14 protein-coding genes are annotated in these 14562 nt (G+C 70.8%); 5 read left to right on the plus strand and 9 right to left on the minus strand.

What is annotated here, in order from left to right; translation table 11 throughout:
* Both IPJ78_08300 and IPJ78_08305 read right to left on the minus strand, forming a co-directional pair.
* Positions 1-1275: an MFS transporter gene (locus IPJ78_08300; GenBank protein MBK7906552.1), complete on the minus strand. Its 1275-nt coding sequence runs from the start codon at positions 1273-1275 to the stop codon at positions 1-3.
* 19 nt (positions 1276-1294) lie between these two features.
* Positions 1295-2050 carry a glutaminyl-peptide cyclotransferase gene (locus IPJ78_08305; GenBank protein ID MBK7906553.1) on the minus strand — a complete coding sequence of 252 codons (756 nt, stop codon included), beginning with the start codon at positions 2048-2050 and terminating at the stop codon, positions 1295-1297.
* A 43-nt stretch (positions 2051-2093) separates the two neighbouring features.
* Between IPJ78_08305 and IPJ78_08310 the strand changes: the two genes are divergently transcribed.
* From IPJ78_08310 to IPJ78_08320, 3 genes are all read left to right on the plus strand, one after another.
* On the plus strand, positions 2094-2429 hold the full coding sequence (locus tag IPJ78_08310) for a DUF4118 domain-containing protein (protein MBK7906554.1): 336 nt from the start codon (positions 2094-2096) through the stop codon (positions 2427-2429).
* Between the two features lie 67 nt (positions 2430-2496).
* Positions 2497-3078 (plus strand): hypothetical protein, encoded by a 582-nt coding sequence (locus IPJ78_08315; protein MBK7906555.1) that lies wholly within the window; start codon positions 2497-2499, stop codon positions 3076-3078.
* Between the two features lie 50 nt (positions 3079-3128).
* On the plus strand, positions 3129-3749 hold the full coding sequence (locus IPJ78_08320; GenBank protein MBK7906556.1) for a DUF937 domain-containing protein: 621 nt from the start codon (positions 3129-3131) through the stop codon (positions 3747-3749).
* 9 nt (positions 3750-3758) lie between these two features.
* Here the strand turns inward: IPJ78_08320 and IPJ78_08325 are convergent, their stop codons facing one another.
* The 6 genes from IPJ78_08325 to IPJ78_08350 all read right to left on the minus strand — a co-directional run bounded on the left by IPJ78_08325 (position 3759) and on the right by IPJ78_08350 (position 8679).
* Positions 3759-4595: a carboxypeptidase regulatory-like domain-containing protein gene (locus IPJ78_08325; GenBank protein ID MBK7906557.1), complete on the minus strand. Its 837-nt coding sequence runs from the start codon at positions 4593-4595 to the stop codon at positions 3759-3761.
* Positions 4571-5413 carry a zinc metallopeptidase gene (locus IPJ78_08330; GenBank protein ID MBK7906558.1) on the minus strand — a complete coding sequence of 281 codons (843 nt, stop codon included), beginning with the start codon at positions 5411-5413 and terminating at the stop codon, positions 4571-4573. Before IPJ78_08330 ends, IPJ78_08325 begins: the two co-directional genes overlap by 25 nt.
* A gap of 43 nt (positions 5414-5456) precedes the next feature.
* Positions 5457-6347 carry a hypothetical protein gene (locus IPJ78_08335; protein ID MBK7906559.1) on the minus strand — a complete coding sequence of 297 codons (891 nt, stop codon included), beginning with the start codon at positions 6345-6347 and terminating at the stop codon, positions 5457-5459.
* Between the two features lie 112 nt (positions 6348-6459).
* A complete protein-coding gene (locus tag IPJ78_08340; protein ID MBK7906560.1) occupies positions 6460-6894 on the minus strand; it encodes a DUF3465 domain-containing protein in 435 nt (144 codons plus the stop codon).
* Positions 6891-8138, minus strand: a complete 1248-nt coding sequence (locus IPJ78_08345) for a hypothetical protein (protein MBK7906561.1) — start codon at positions 8136-8138, stop codon at positions 6891-6893. The genes IPJ78_08340 and IPJ78_08345 overlap by 4 nt, the downstream gene beginning before the upstream one ends.
* Before the next feature lie 4 nt (positions 8139-8142).
* Positions 8143-8679 (minus strand): DinB family protein, encoded by a 537-nt coding sequence (locus IPJ78_08350; protein ID MBK7906562.1) that lies wholly within the window; start codon positions 8677-8679, stop codon positions 8143-8145.
* Between the two features lie 165 nt (positions 8680-8844).
* Here IPJ78_08350 and IPJ78_08355 point away from each other — a divergent pair, with 165 nt between their 5' ends.
* A complete protein-coding gene (locus tag IPJ78_08355) occupies positions 8845-10083 on the plus strand; it encodes a PQQ-dependent sugar dehydrogenase (GenBank protein ID MBK7906563.1) in 1239 nt (412 codons plus the stop codon).
* 11 nt (positions 10084-10094) lie between these two features.
* A complete protein-coding gene (locus IPJ78_08360; protein ID MBK7906564.1) occupies positions 10095-11528 on the plus strand; it encodes a carboxypeptidase regulatory-like domain-containing protein in 1434 nt (477 codons plus the stop codon).
* A 12-nt stretch (positions 11529-11540) separates the two neighbouring features.
* On the opposite strand, the gene IPJ78_08365 is transcribed toward IPJ78_08360, so the two are convergent.
* Entirely contained in the window at positions 11541-14546 is a 3006-nt protein-coding gene (locus IPJ78_08365) for a hypothetical protein (GenBank protein ID MBK7906565.1), read from the minus strand.
* Between the last annotated feature and the right edge of the window lie 16 nt (positions 14547-14562).

Consider the following 14562-nt stretch of genomic DNA (forward strand, 5'->3'; position numbering starts at 1 on the left):
TCAGTCCTCGAGGATGCGGGAGTGTCGACGCGTATCGGGCATCACCGCGTACACGATGAGCGAGGCGAAGATGATCGCCGTCGCGTACCAGTAGAACCAGCGCTCGTGGCCGGCGCCCTTGAGCGCCAGCGCCACGTACTCGGCCGTCCCGCCGAAGAGCGAGACGGCGAGGGCGTAGGGTAGGGCGACGCCGAGCGCCCGCACCTCGGTGGGGAAGAGCTCCGCCTTCACGACCGCGTTGATGCTCGTGTAGCACGAGACCGCGAGCAGTGCGGCGGTGAGCAGCAGAAATGCCCGGAGGGGCGTCCCCGCCGTCTCGAGCGCGGTGAGCAGGGGCACCGTCCCGAGCGTCCCGAGCACGCCGAACGTGAGGAGGAGCGGGCGCCGGCCCACGCGGTCCGACAGGGCCCCGAAGAGCGGCTGCAGGCACATGAAGACCACCAGTGTCGCCGCGTTGACCTGTGACGCGGTCGCCTTCGTGAACCCCGCGGTGTTCACGAGGAACTTCTGCGCGTACGTCGTGAAGACGTAGAACGCGAGCGCCCCGCCGGCGGTGAGCCCGAAGGTCGCGAGCACCGCGCGCGGGTGCTTGAGGAGTTCGCGCATGGGCGACTCTGCCGGGCGCGTCTGCCGGAAGCTCGGTGTCTCGTCGAGAGCGCGGCGGAGCCAGACGGCCACCACCGCGGCCGCCGCGCCGAAGACGAACGGGATGCGCCAGCCCCACGCCTGCAACTGCGCCTCGGTGAGCCACGCCTGCAGCACGAGCAGCACGCTGAGCGCGAGCAGTTGGCCGAGGATGAGCGTCACGTACTGGAAGCTGGAGAAGAAACCGCGATGGTCGCGCCCGGCACGCTCGCTGAGGTAGGTCGCGCTCGCGCCGTACTCGCCGCCGACGCTGATGCCCTGCAGCAGGCGCGCGAGGACGAGCAGCGCCGGTGCCGCGACGCCGATCGTCGCGTACGACGGCGTGACGGCGATGAGCAGTGATCCGCCGCACATCAGCATGACGCTGAGGGTGAGCGCTGCCCGCCGGCCGTGTCGGTCCGCGTAGCGGCCGAGGAGCCAGCCGCCGACCGGGCGCATGAAGAAGCCCACCGCGAAGACGGCGGCGGAGTTGAGCAGCTGCGCCGTCGCGCTGGCCGGCGGGAAGAACGCCGCCGAGAAATAGAGGGCGAACGCCGAGTAGGTGTACCAGTCGTACCACTCGACGAGGTTGCCGACCGAGCCGCCGAAGATGGCGCGGACCCGCGCGCGGGCGTCCGCGCCCGACGTCATCGTCCGGCGGGCAGCGGGTTCACTTCAGTCGCACCCGGTACACCGTCGGCCAATACTTCCCGGTGACGAGGAACTCGCCCGGCACGGGGGACTTGGCGATGCCGTTCAGGACGTCGACTTCAGGCGGTCGGTCGGGGTACAGGCCTTCGAAATCATACGTGCGCAGGACCTCGCCGGTCGCGGGATCGATCCGGACGATGCGGTCGGTCTCGTAGACGTTCGCGAGCAACGTGCCCTCGTCCCACTCCATCTCGTTGATCCGCGAGAGTGGACGCCCGTTCAGCCGCACCTTCACCACGCGGCGCGTGGCGAAGGTGGCCGGATCGAGCAGTCGCAACGAGTCGGAGCCGTCGCTCATCCAGAGGCCGGTGCCGTCGGTCGCGAGCCCCCAGCCCTCGCCTTCGTACCGGACCGAATCGAGCGGGGCGAGCGTCGCCGCGTCGTACACGTAGGCGATCTGCTCCTTCCAGGTGAGCTGGTAAAGCCTGCCACCCAGCAGGGCCAGCCCCTCGGCGAACTTGTCGCTCGTCAGGGCGGTCCGGGCTTCCACCGCGCCGGTCTCGAGGGTGACCCGACGGAGATCGGAGTTCGCGTAGCGGCCGACACTCTCATACAGGATGCCGTCCGACCAGACGAGCCCCTGCGTGTAGGACGACCGGTCGTGAGGGTATCGGCCCGTGACCTCGTAGTCGGCGGGCGGCGGGGGCTCGCCGGGGCAGCCGAGGAGGGCGGCGGTGAGGAGGAGGGGCAGGGGGCGGAGGGCACGGGCACGCATCCGGGGATTGTGGCCGCGCCGCGTGCGCACGGCAAGCCTGCGGGTGATTCCCTGTCTCACTGCCCATGTCTCCGGTCCGGACGCGGTCGCCGGACCGGTCTACATCGTGCTGGTGCTGCCCATCGGCCTGGCCGCCTACTTCGGCGGGTTCGGGCCCGGACTCCTCTCGACGTTGCTCACGACGCTCGGCGCCGAGGTGGTCCTCCTTGAGCCGGTCGGTGGGTTGTTCGGTGCCCCGCTCCGGATGCGTCTCGGTCTCCTGATGCTCGGGGTCATCGGTGTCCTGGTGAGTCTCGCGGCGCGCCCGCTGCCCAAGCCGTTCAGCGTGCAAGCCCTGCTCGACGCCGTGCGCCGGACACTCGACACCGCCCTCGTCTGAGGACACGGTCGCCGCTGGACGGCACGGCGCGCGCGTGCGAAGTTCTCAGGACTCCAACCGGGATCCCATGCGCGCGCTCCTCCTCCTCCCCCTTCTCGCCGCGACGCTTCCGGCGCAGTCCCCCATCCCTGCGGCTGAGCAGCAGATCGCCGCGGCGGTGCTCCCCCTGCCGCAGGACCTCCGCGCGAACGCGACGGTCATGGGCTACCGCGAGGCTGGCAAGCTCGTGGTCCTGCGTGCCGGGACCAACGGCATGCACTGCCTGGCGCTCTATGTGACTCGCCCCGATTTCCATGTCGCCTGCTACCACAAGGACCTCGAGCCGTTCATGGCGCGCGGCCGTGAGCTGCGTGCCGAGGGCGTCACCGGAGCGCAGGTGGACAGCGTCCGCTTCCGCGAGGTGCGCGACAGGAAGTTGCCGATGCCGGCGATGGGGACGCTGTACTCGATCACGACGAAGAGGGAGAACTTCGACGCCGCGGCGAACAAGGTGAACGGCGCGCCCGGCCTGCTCGCCGTGATCTACGTGCCGAACGCGACGCCGCAGTCCACCGGCATCACCGCGCAGCCGCGCGCCGACGGCCCGTGGCTGATGTTCCCCGGCACGCTCAAGGCGCACATCATGATGGTCGGGACGATGTCGCCCTGAGGGCGTCACGGTCCGGCGCGCGCCACGTCTCTCCCACTCAGACTCCCCACATGAACGTCACCGATCTCCTCTCGCAGGCCGGCGGCCTGCAGTCCATCGCGCGCGAACTCGGTGTCACCGAGCAGCAGGCCTCGAGCGGCGCGGCCGCGCTCGTCCCCGCCATCCTCGGCGGCTTCAAGAAGCGGGCGCAGTCGCAGCCCGGTGGTGCCGCCGGACTCGGCGGCCTGTTGCAGCAGCTCGGCGGTGCGGACCTGCTCGACAACGTCGTCTCGGCCCAACCCACGGATGTCTCGCGCGGCAATGACGTGCTCGGCGCCATCTTCGGCAGCAAGGACGTGAGCCGTGCGGTCGCGCAGCAGGCCTCCGCGCAGTCTGGTCTCGGCCCCGACGTGCTGAAGAAGATGCTGCCGATGCTCGCGATGGCGGTGAGCGGCATGATGGCGAAGGGCGCGCCGAGTGCCGCCCCATCGGCGCCGGCGGCTGGCGGACTCGGCGGGATGCTCGGAGGGATGCTCGGCGGCCAGGCCGGCAACGCGTTGTCGGCGCTCACGGGCGGCAACGCCACGGGCGGCGCCGGGGGCTTCGGTGGCCTGATGTCGATGCTCGACGCCGACGGCGATGGCAATCCGCTCGACGACATCATGAAGATGGTGGGGAAGGCGCGCGGCTGAGCCGCGCGCCTACGGGCGCCGGATCACCGTAGGGGTGCCGCCGGCCGGGCGTCGACCGCGCGCCGGCGCCTCGCGGAGCCAGTAGACAAGAAGCGAACAGCCGTTCGCGGATTCCCGTGGCCACGCGAAGCGCTGGAGCGCCTCCGGGACCTTCTGGTACTCGTCGTAATACTCGATGGCGACCACGTCCCGGGGGATGAGTTCCTCCACCGGCACCTTCCGGACGTGCCCGTCGAACTGCGGGTCCTCGCCGTTGAAGATCTCGACGAGGCAGCGGCTCGGTGGCGCCATGGCGCGCCAGTCGAGGCCGTCCGGCGTCATCACGGGTTGGCGCCGGAGGCTCGGGATCCCGTCGAGCATGTCGGCCCAGGCGGAGGGGCGGAGCGCGCGGAGCTCGCCGGCATCGCGGTACATCCCGCGTCCGATCGCGCGCCGGCACTCGAACCCACGCAGCGTGTTGCGTTCGCAGGCGTTCACGTCGGTGATGCGAACCTCGCCGAGGAGCTGAGGCATGCGCACCAGGCGAATCCGGAGCGCGCCCGCGTTGGCGTCGCGGGCGTCGACGCTCGTCTCGTAGGGGCGGAAGCCGATGAAGCGCACCCGCAGTCGCTGCGCGCCGCGTGCGGTGACGGCGAGCGCGAAGGCGCCGGTGGAGTCGGTCCGCGTGCGCAGGTCCGCTCCGAGGATCACGTCGGCGTCGACGATCGCGCGACCCGCGGTGTCGACGACCGTCCCGGCGACGCGTTGGGCCTGCACGCCGCGCGGAGCGACCGACGCGAGCATGAACGACGCGAGCACGACCCCGGCGAGCGGGGATGCGCTCAGCGGGCGCCGAACGTGTCGCATGACCGGGGTTCGCCCGAGTCGAACCCCGCCTTGAACCAGCGCATCCGCTCCGCGCTCGATCCATGCGTGAAGCTCTCGGGACGCACCTCGCGGCCGGCCTGTTGCTGCAGGCGATCGTCTCCCACCGCGGCAGCGGCGCCGAGTCCCTCCTCCATGTCGCCGCGTTCGAGGTCACCGCGCTGGGCGACGGTGTTGGCCCACACGCCCGCGTAGCAGTCCGCCTGGAGCTCCATCCGTACGCTGAGCGCGTTCTCGCTCCCCGGATCGGCGCGCTGGGCCCGGCGCAGTTGCGATTCGGTGCCGCGCACCGACTGGACATGATGCCCGATCTCGTGCGCGAGCACATACACCTGCGCGAAGTCGCCGGGCGCTCCGTAGTTGCGCGACAGCTCCTCGTAGAAGGCGAGGTCGATGTAGACCTTCTGGTCGCCCGGGCAGTAGAACGGCCCCATCGCCGACGAGGCGTCGCCGCAGGCCGACTGCACCGCCCCGCGGAAGAGCACGAGCTTCGCCGCGGGATACGCTGTCCCCTCGGCCGCGAGCTTCTGCGCCCACATGGCCTGCGCGTCATCCAGCGCCGACGACAGGAAGCGCACCATCGGCTCCTCGCGGGCGTCCTCAACGGGTGCCTCGCTCGCGGCGGGCGCGCCCGCGCCACCGCTCATCACGCCGAGCACCTCGAGGGGGTTCGCCCCGGTCACGGCGGAGATCACGAGCGCCAGCACGATGCCGGCGATGCCGATGCCGGCCTTGCGGCCGCCACCGCCGCCGCGGCGATCCTCGAGATTGGACGAGCGACCCGTGTCGCGCCACTTCATGTGATGCCCTCGGAGAATGTCTCGCGGGATATTACCCTCGAAACTACCCCCAGTCACCGCCGAGCGACACGTCGCACAGCTCGGAGGGCCGGGTGGGGTCGTCCGGATCGACGACGACGAGCACGCGATCGGTCCGGCCCGGGAGGGCGACGATCCCTTCGACCTTGTCCGTGGTGCCTCGGCCGCGCTCGTCCGTGATGGGCGCATAGCGCAACGCCCCCTTCGCCGGGATGATGCCGATCACCGATCCGCTCACGCGGCCATCATCGCTCGCGTCCTTCGATGCCTCCGCCGCGGCGGTGTAGAGTAGGGTGCTCCCGGCCATCGCCGCATCGGTGAAGCCGAGCGGGAGCGCGTCGAGCGTCCCGAGCTCGTATTGCGTCACACCGTGGAGCGCCGGGATGGTCGCGGCCTCCGGCGAGGCGAGATAGGCGAGCATCGCGTGCAGGTCGAGATCGCCGGTCGCGTTCACCGGGAGTCGGCCATCCTTCGCCGCGCCGTTCCCGCGCGTGAAGAGCCGCAGGGCGCCGGGGAGCCCCAGTGCCCCCTCGATGTTCATGTCGCTGCCGGCGAAGTGCGGCACCCGTTCGAGCGCGACGTAGAGCGATTCCGCATCGATGAGTGAGACGCGCGGCCGCCGCGCGGCGACGGACTCGATGGTCACGATCCGCCGCCGGCGCTTCCTCGAACCGGAGCCGAGCGCGAGCAGCATCGTGCCCATCGGTCCCTCGATGGTGCAGCAGGCCTCGAGGTCGAGTTTGTGCTTCTTGTTGCCGCGCAGGTCGTCGAAGTGACGCTTCCCTTCTTCGCCGGCCGGTAGGGTGATGCTGCGCGCCAGTCCGGTCCGCGGGTCGACGAGCGCGACGAAGTTCGCGTCGTCCTGCACGAGGCCCAGCCGTCGGCCGACCCAGGTGATGGACGAGCCGGCGCGCACATGCGGTGGGCGATCGAGCCCGGGGCTCGCCTTGGCGCGATAGGCGAGCGGGCGGCGTTCAACGATGGTCGCCGAGAGCGACGGATCGATGGACGCCGAGCGCAGGCGGACGTTATTGGACAGTGCGCCCCTCGTGCCGGAGCCAGCCGGCCACGTGCCGGCCGGCCGGATCGCGGTGGGTCCAGTGGACCACGCCGCCCTCGGCGTTCGGTTCGAACTCGCCGAAGAAGGCGACGGTGTCGCCGCGATCCAGGCCGGTGAGGCGCGGCGCGAGGTCGATGTTGTGCGCGACGAGCAACGTCCGTCCGTTCGCGAGCGTGAGGATGAAGCGCTGGTGTCGGCTCCCGTCGTCATCGTCGGGAAGGACACGACTGACGATGCCGACGCCCTCGAGTTGCTGGTCGCCCCGCGGCTCGCGCGGTCGTTCGACTCGCTGTTCGCGTTGCGGGGCGTCCGGAGTCTCGATGTGCTCGCTCTGGAGCCACCGGAACGTGATGACGCCGAAGATGATGACGAGCGAGACGACCCTGCGTCGGGCGGGGATCACGGGCGACTGAAGACGGCGCCGTGCGGGACGCCCTTCGCCGCGCTACCGTGCGGCCAAGTCTTGTCGTCCATGCGGAAGCCGCTGCGCGCCGCGCCGGGCTCGCGGAAGCGCTCGTCGAGCAAGAGCTGGCCGGTCGCGGCGTCGAAGCGCAGGAGTTCCACGCGGTGCTCCATCCCGTCGTAGCCCGTCACGACCACGCGCCGCTGGTCGGGCGAGACGGCGATCCAGTGCGGGACATCGGCGGGTCCGAACGCCACGCGACTCACTTCCTTCGGTGCCGCGGGATCGGCGACATCGAGGACGACGACGGCGCTTGAGGCCGGCACGGTCACCAAATAGTAGTGCCCCACGACGACCGGGATGGCGCAGTTGGTCTTCTCCTTCGTTGGGAAGGACGCGACCTGTCGCGCCGACGGGGCGGTGCCGTCGAGGCCCTCCAGCAGGAAGAGGCCGCAGCTGAACGTGGACACGAGCATCGTCCTGCCATCCGCGAGAAGACGCGGCTCGGCGGTGAGCCGCCCGTGGGGCCCCGGGAGCGTGATGGTCGAGAGCAACGTGAGGTCGGAGAGGCGCCACACCTGCAAGGTGCGCGACGCCTCGGCGTCTCCGTCCATGTCCGTCGACGTGGTCACCACGCGGTCCAGCGACGGCACGATGCCGGCGCTGTACACGCGCAGCATGCTGTCCGCGGCGGGCGTGTCGGCCGAGGCCGAGCGGACGACCGTTCCCGTCGGTGTGATCTCGACGAGACCACCGGCGCGCATGTGGCCGCCGTCGTGCCGCATCTGGAAGCTGGCGAGTACGTTCCCGTTGGGGAGCCGTGGGAACGAGTGCGGGTGCGTGAACCCCGCGAGGTCCCCGAACTCCGCCGCGATCCGTGGCGCATCGGGCACGGAGAGGTCGAAGATCCAGGTCCGGCCCGCGCCGAAGCCGTTCGCGAAGAGTTGTCGGTCCGCGGCGAGTTCGGGCTCGGTGTGGTGCGGGACACTCCCCGTCGCCGGCACGGCCAGCGTCGTCACGAGGGCGCCGTAGCGGCCGGTGTCCTCGGTCACGTCAAGGACGGCGAGGAAGTCGGGCTGCGTCGAGTCCACCGACGCGGTCCAGAGATACAGGTAGTCGCGCGGACCCGTCGCCACCTCCGCGCGCGGCCCGCAGGCCGCGAGCACGGTGGAGAGAGCGAGCGCGCACGCGCGCGCCCGTGCGCCAGGATGATCGGCGCGAGAACGCGCGCGTGGGCTCTGCATCGGTTCAGCGGCTCCAGGGTGGCGTGACGTTGTTCGATCGCGCGTAGGCGATGAACTGTCCGAGGTGCTCGTGGAGGTGCGTGATCGCGAGAAGCGAGGCGCGGTGACGGGTGAAGTCCTGGCCGAACATCTTCACCGTCGCCGAGAGGTTCGCGTCGGTCGTGAGCGCCAGCGCCTGGTGCAGGTGGAGGAACGACGCATGCAGCTCGGCAGCGATCTGCGCACGGGTCATCGGCCGCTTCTCGAAGGCGGTCGCCGTGTTGAAGTCGCTCGTGATGCCGCTAGAGGCCGGCGCCGGCTTCCCCATCATGATCGGCAGGAGGTAGTTGTCCGACACGACATGCAGCAGCACCTCGCGGATCGACCGGACGCCCGGAGCGGGACGCCAGTCGTACGCCGATTCCGGGATCGCGTTCGCCAGATCGACGAACTTCTTCTCCGTGTCATTCAGGTCGGTGTGCATGTCGGCCATCACGCCCTGAGCCGCGACCGGGGCGGCGAAGACGAGAGCGAGCGACAGCGCGGCGATCAGCTTGCGCATGGAGGGACTCCGTACGATGAAGGGGGGCACCCGGCGATTCCGGGCGCGAACGATCCACCAAGGTCGCTCCCCGGGCGGGGGTGTGGCAACCTGGCACGATCCCATGCCGTACCCCGGGTGTCGGTACGCCGTGACCGTCCGCGCCGCCGCCGGGTACTCTGGAGGATGACCCCCACCATCCTCCGCCGCTCCGTGTCGCTCGCCCTTCTCGCGCTCGCTGCCTGCGGCAGCGACGAACCGACCTCGGGCGGGCCCGGTCCGGTCCCCGTCACGGACGTGCCCGCCTTGGCGCGCACGACGGTCCTCTCCGGCCGAAGCGGGCCATGGGACATCGCCTTCTCGGCCGACGGCTCGATGTTCTTCACCGAGAAGTGCGCAGGGCTCTCGGTCCGGCGTCCCGACGGGAGCATCACGCGCCTCTTCGGAACCGCGGGAAGCGCACTCGTCGCGCCCGACTTCTTCTGTCTGGGCCAGAGCGGGATGCACGGGGTGGCCCTCGATCCGGCCTTCGCGACCAATCGACGCATCTACGTCTACATGCCGTCCGACCTGACGTCGAATCCGCGCACCAATCGCGTCGTGCGGCTCGAACTCGACGCAGGGTTCACGACGGCGAGTGCGCGGACCGACATCGTCACCGGCATCCCGCTGAAGGATGCCGCGAACGCCGTCGGCGGCGCGGGCTCGCACAGCGGCGGCCGCCTCCGCTTCGGCCCGGACGGCTTCCTCTACATCGGCACGGGGGACAACCACAACCCGATCCTGCCGCAGCACCCGACGTTGCTCGGCGGCAAGGTGCTCCGCGTGACCACCACCGGCGCCGCGGCCCCCGGGAACAACGCCCCCGTGGGCTTCGACGCACGCATCTTCTCGTACGGCCATCGCAATGTGCAGGGGCTCGCGTTCCGGCCGAGCGACGGACGCGCGTTCAGTGCCGAGCACGGGCCCAACCACAGCGACGAGGTCACGCCGCTGGTCGCCGGCGGCAACGGCGGGTGGGATCCGCAATCGCGACCAGCGCTCAGCTGTCCCGATGGGTACTGCGGATACGCGGGGAACCCGACCTCGATGCCGATGACGGATATCGCGCGCTTCCCGTCCGCCGTGGTGCCGGCCTGGAACAACAGCGCGACCTCCCAGGGCATGGGGCCGGCCGCGTTCCTCGACGGGCCGCAGTGGCGCGCGTGGAACGGACGACTCGCGGTGGGGATCATGGGGGGGCAGCGCCTGATGATCCTCGAGCTCAACGCGGCGGGGATCGCGACCGCGGCGACCGACGCCGGCCTTCCCGCAGCGCGGTACCGCGCGCTCACCCAGGGCCCCGACGGCAACCTCTACATCGCGACGGACGCGGGCGAGATCTGGCGCGTCACGCCGTCGGTGGCGAGCGACCCGCGGCCGTAGCACCTTGGAGCATGCGGCTGCGGCCCACGCTCCTCCTCTCGTGCCTCCTCGCCGCCGCGTGCCAGCGCGCGACGCTCGCGCGCGCGCCGCTCGGGCCGACCTCCGGCGGCCTGGTGAGCGGCACGGTGCGCGACAGCGCCTCGCGCGCCCCGCTCGCTGGTGCGCTGGTGCAGCTGGTCTCCGCCGATCCCGGTATCACCGTCACGCGCGCGACGCGCAGCGATCCGCTGGGCGGCTATCGGATCGATTCCGTGCCGCCCGGCCGCTATTCGGTCGGCTTCCTGCATGAGCGACTCGATTCGCTCGGGCTGCAGGCGCCGGTGCGGCTCGTCAGCGTGCGCGAGGGTCGCGTCACGCGCTTCGACCTCGTCTCGCCGGCTGCGCGGGTGCTGCGCGCGACCTACTGTCCCGGGAAGCCGACGACCGGCGCCGTGGTGATCGGCGTGGTACGCCGGGCGAGCGACCGCACTCCGGTCGCGAACGCCGAGGTGGTGGGGGAGTGGCTGGAGTTCATCATGAGCGGGACTGCGTTGCGGCGGCAGCAGCCGGCACTGTACGCGCGCACCGCCGACGACGGCGGCTATGTGCTCTGCAACGTGCCGCTCGAGGGCAGCGTCTTCGTGAGTGCCAACATCGGGGCGGACACGACGGACCGCATTGAACTGCTGTCCGACCGTTCCGGCGTGATGCGGCGCGATCTCTACGTCGGGCCGGTGCGATCGACCACAGGCGACGGCACGCCCGCCGCGCGGCGCCAGCGCGCGGGGGACGGGGCGCTGCGCGGCAGCATCCGCACCGCAGACGGCGACCAGCCGTTGCCGAATGCACTGGTCCGGATCGTCGATGGTCCGCAGGTGCGCACGAATGCGCGCGGAGAATGGACGCTCGCGCAGGTCCCCGACGGTACTCGGGTGCTCGAGGTGCGGGCGCTCGGCTACTATCCGGTCTCGCAGCCGGTCGATGTGCTGGCGGGGACGCCGCCGGTGCGGATCGCGATGATGACGTTCCAGTCGGTGCTCGATACGGTTCGCGTCGTCGCCGCGCGTGATGCCGACCGGAGCGGGGGCGGATTCGCGCGTCGCAGCCGCTCGCTCGGCGGTGGCAGCTTCGTCGACGCGGCGCAGATCCGCGCGCGGGGCGGCGTCACCACCACCGAAATCTTCCGGTCGATGAACGGCGTGCGGCTCGACGGCGTAGGCTACGAGCGCACCATCCTCCTGCGTGGTGCCTTCGGCGAGTGCGCGCCGAGCGTCTACGTTGACGGGCTCTACATGGCGAAGCCCACCGCGGACGAGATCGATCTCATCGCGCCGCGGCAGACGATCACCGCGATCGAGGTATATGCCGAAGGCACCGCACCCGCCGAGTTCGCTCGCGCGCTCGACGGGTGCGGGGCCATCGTGATCTGGACGCGGCCGGTCCGGCAGGGGCGCCGGCCGCGCTGAGTCTCGGACCGGTCAGCGCTTGGCCGGCACCAGCACGCTCGTCTGCTCCGGGCTCACGCGCACGACGCGCATCACCTGCGAGTACGACTGGTCGCCGACCACGAGCACCACGCGATAGTCCCCGGTCTCGGCGTACGCGATGCGCTGGCCGCCGAAGCCCCCGCCGCCGCCCTGACCACGTCCACCGGCGGCCTGCGCGGTCGCTGCGAGCGCCCGGGCCTGCGCGGTCGGCGTGCCCGAAGAGTCCGGCGCGAGACGCGACTCGGCTGGACGCGGATCGAAGCCCGCGGGGAATCCCGGCGCGTTCACCGGTCCCTGATTGCCGAACCGTCCGCCGCCGCCACCGCCACCGCCACCGAAGCCGGCGAAGGCACCGGCCCCGCCGATCGCGAGGTTCCAGTTCACCGTGTTGAGGCCGGCGTTGTTCGTGCCCGTGAGCCGCGCGAGCGTGTCGCCGGCCATGTTGAGCACGAAGAGCCGCGGGGCGCCCGTGCCCGGCATTCCGAGCCGGTAGGTGATCGCCGCGCCCGGTGCGACGCGATCGCCGCGCCACATGCGATGCGCGCGGGGTTCCGAGCCCGCCGGCCGCTCGCCGTACTGCAGCGCGACCGTCGGGGCGAAGAGATGCGCCGGCTTGCCGAGCACCTCGGCGGTCATCTGCTGGAGCGGCGCGACGTCGAGGATCTGCACCGCGCGCCCATGCGTGCCCGCGATGAGCTCGCGGTCGCGCGGGTGGACCTGCAGGTCGTAGACGGGGACCGTCGGCAGGTTCGACTGGAGCGGGAACCAGGAGGTCCCCCGATCGAGCGAGGCGTAGACGCCCAGTTCGGTGCCGATGTAGAGGAGCCGCGGGTTCACCGGATCCTCGCGGACGACGTATACCGTGTTCGGTCGATCGGTCGGGATGCCGCCGGCGATCGACGTGAACGTCTTCCCGAAGTCGGTCGAGACATAGAGGTACGGCTTGAAGTCGTTGTCGCGGTGATTGTCGAACGCGACATAGACGGTCCCCGAGTCCGCGAACGAAGCGTCGATCCTGCTCACGTGGGTGAACGGCGGGACGCCGGGGAAGCGCGCGCTCAGGTCCTCCCAGGTCGCGCCATCGTTGCGGGTGAGCCAGACCTTGCCGTCGTTCGTGCCGACGTAGAGGAGGCCGGCGCGGATGGGCGACTCGGCGATGGTGACGATGGTCGCGTTCTCCTCGGCGCCGGTCGCGTCGCGCGTGATGCCGCCCGTCGCGTCCACCGCGATGTTGCCGAGCGAGTCGAAACCGGTGGTGACGCGGATCCGGGTCTCGTCGCGCGACGACAGGTCGCCGGAGATCGCGACGGGATCGAGCCCCTTCTTCACGCTCTTGAAGAGCTTCTCGGCCCCCGAGTAGAACACGTTCGCATCGTGACGGGAGAGCAGGAACGGCGTGTTCCAGTTCCAGCGCGTCGCGACGTTCGGGTCGGCGAGCTGCCGGCGCATCTCGGCCCGGATGGAATCGATGGAGGTGCGCTGCGCCGGCGTGAGCGGCGTGATGCCGTCGCCGCGCACGCGCGCGATCGCCTGGCCGAACTGCGTGCGCGTCACGGTGCGCGCGCGGACGCTCACGTTCTCTCCGGTCGCGAGGTTGCGGCGCGAGATGTTGCCGCCCTGCGACTCGTAGTACACGTAGTCCGGTTCGAACGGGTCCTGCGCCGACTGCAGCCCGTCCGCCGCGAAGACCGCGAACCAGTCGGTCATCTGGAGCGGCGCGTTACCGCGACGGCTGAGGCCGCACGAGGTGCCGTTGTCCTGCAGGCCACCGCAGACGCGGTAGGGGACCTGGTAGTCGAAGCTGATCCCGTAGAACTGGCCCATCGCCATGTTGTTCAGCGCGTCATACGTGCCGCCGCGATCCCAGGTCTGGAAGACCCCGGCGTCGCCGCCGACGATCCAGTGCTCGGGGTCGTTCGGGTCGATCCACATCCCGTGGTAGTCCTCGTGGATGCCGACCATGCCGAGGCGCCACGAACGGCCGCCGTCGTCGGAGGACGCGAAGTCGACCGCCATGCGATAGAGGCGGTCCGGGTTCCGCGGGTCGACGCGGATCTGCGAGAAGTAGAAGGGGCGGTTGTTGATCGTGCTCATCCACTCCCAGGTCCTGCCGGCGTCCTTGGACCGGTAGAGGCCGCTCAGCAGCCGCTGCGGCTTGGCGCCCTTCACGGAGTCGGCCTCGACCATCGCGTAGACCACGTCCGGCGCGCTCGGGGCGATCGCGAGCGAGATGCGCCCCTTCGCCGTCTCGGGGAAGCCGCCACCCTTGATCTCGGTCCAGGTGGTGCCGCCGTCGGTCGACTTCCAGAGGGCCGATCCGGGACCGCCGGACTTGAGGTAGTAGCTCTTGCGGATCCGCTCCCAGCTGGCGGCGTAGAGCACATCGGGGTTGCGCGGATCGATGGCGATATCCACGAAGCCGGCGCGCGGCGAGATGAACTTGCTCAGCGTCCAGGTGCGGCCGCCGTCGGTCGTCTTGTAGAGGCCGCGCTCGGGGTTCGTGGACCAGAGGGCTCCCAGGGCCGCGACCCAGACGATGTTCGGGTTCGTCGGGTGGATGATGATGCGTCCGATGTGCTGGGTCTTCTCGAGCCCCATCGCCTGCCAGGTCAATCCGCCATCGACCGACTTGTAGATGCCCATGCCCGGCTGCACCGAGTTGCGCGAATCCTCCTCGCCGGTGCCGGCCCAGATGATGTTCGGGTCGCTCGGCGCGATCGCCAGGTCGCCCATGGACGCGATGGGGGCGCGGTCCCAGAGCGGGAAGAAGCTCGTTCCCGCGTTGATGGTCTTCCAGATCCCGCCCGTGGCGCCGGCGACGTAGAACGTCTTGGGTGCGCTCGGGTGCGCTTCGACGTCGGTGATGCGGCCTGCCATGTTGACCGGACCGATGGACCGCCAGCGGAGGCCGGCGAGCGTGGTGGAGTCGGGCGTCTGGGCGCCGGCGAGGCCGGCGGCGACGCTGAGGACCGCGGTCGCGCGGAGGAGGGAGCGCATGGGGCGGACGGGCTGG

It is taken from the genome of Gemmatimonadota bacterium (assembly GCA_016714015.1).
Classification (GTDB): domain Bacteria; phylum Gemmatimonadota; class Gemmatimonadetes; order Gemmatimonadales; family Gemmatimonadaceae; genus Pseudogemmatithrix.

Excerpts from the sequence above, each read along its gene's own strand:
- IPJ78_08300 (MBK7906552.1), bottom strand. The coding sequence starts at position 1,275 with ATGACGTCGGGCGCGGACGCCCGCGCGCGGGTCCGCGCCATCTTCGGC.
- IPJ78_08305 (MBK7906553.1), bottom strand. The coding sequence starts at position 2,050 with ATGCGTGCCCGTGCCCTCCGCCCCCTGCCCCTCCTCCTCACCGCCGCC.
- IPJ78_08315 (MBK7906555.1), top strand. The coding sequence starts at position 2,497 with ATGCGCGCGCTCCTCCTCCTCCCCCTTCTCGCCGCGACGCTTCCGGCG.
- IPJ78_08320 (MBK7906556.1), top strand. The coding sequence starts at position 3,129 with ATGAACGTCACCGATCTCCTCTCGCAGGCCGGCGGCCTGCAGTCCATC.
- IPJ78_08325 (MBK7906557.1), bottom strand. The coding sequence starts at position 4,595 with ATGCGACACGTTCGGCGCCCGCTGAGCGCATCCCCGCTCGCCGGGGTC.
- IPJ78_08330 (MBK7906558.1), bottom strand. The coding sequence starts at position 5,413 with ATGAAGTGGCGCGACACGGGTCGCTCGTCCAATCTCGAGGATCGCCGC.
- IPJ78_08345 (MBK7906561.1), bottom strand. The coding sequence starts at position 8,138 with ATGCAGAGCCCACGCGCGCGTTCTCGCGCCGATCATCCTGGCGCACGG.
- IPJ78_08350 (MBK7906562.1), bottom strand. The coding sequence starts at position 8,679 with ATGCGCAAGCTGATCGCCGCGCTGTCGCTCGCTCTCGTCTTCGCCGCC.
- IPJ78_08355 (MBK7906563.1), top strand. The coding sequence starts at position 8,845 with ATGACCCCCACCATCCTCCGCCGCTCCGTGTCGCTCGCCCTTCTCGCG.
- IPJ78_08360 (MBK7906564.1), top strand. The coding sequence starts at position 10,095 with ATGCGGCTGCGGCCCACGCTCCTCCTCTCGTGCCTCCTCGCCGCCGCG.
- IPJ78_08365 (MBK7906565.1), bottom strand. The coding sequence starts at position 14,546 with ATGCGCTCCCTCCTCCGCGCGACCGCGGTCCTCAGCGTCGCCGCCGGC.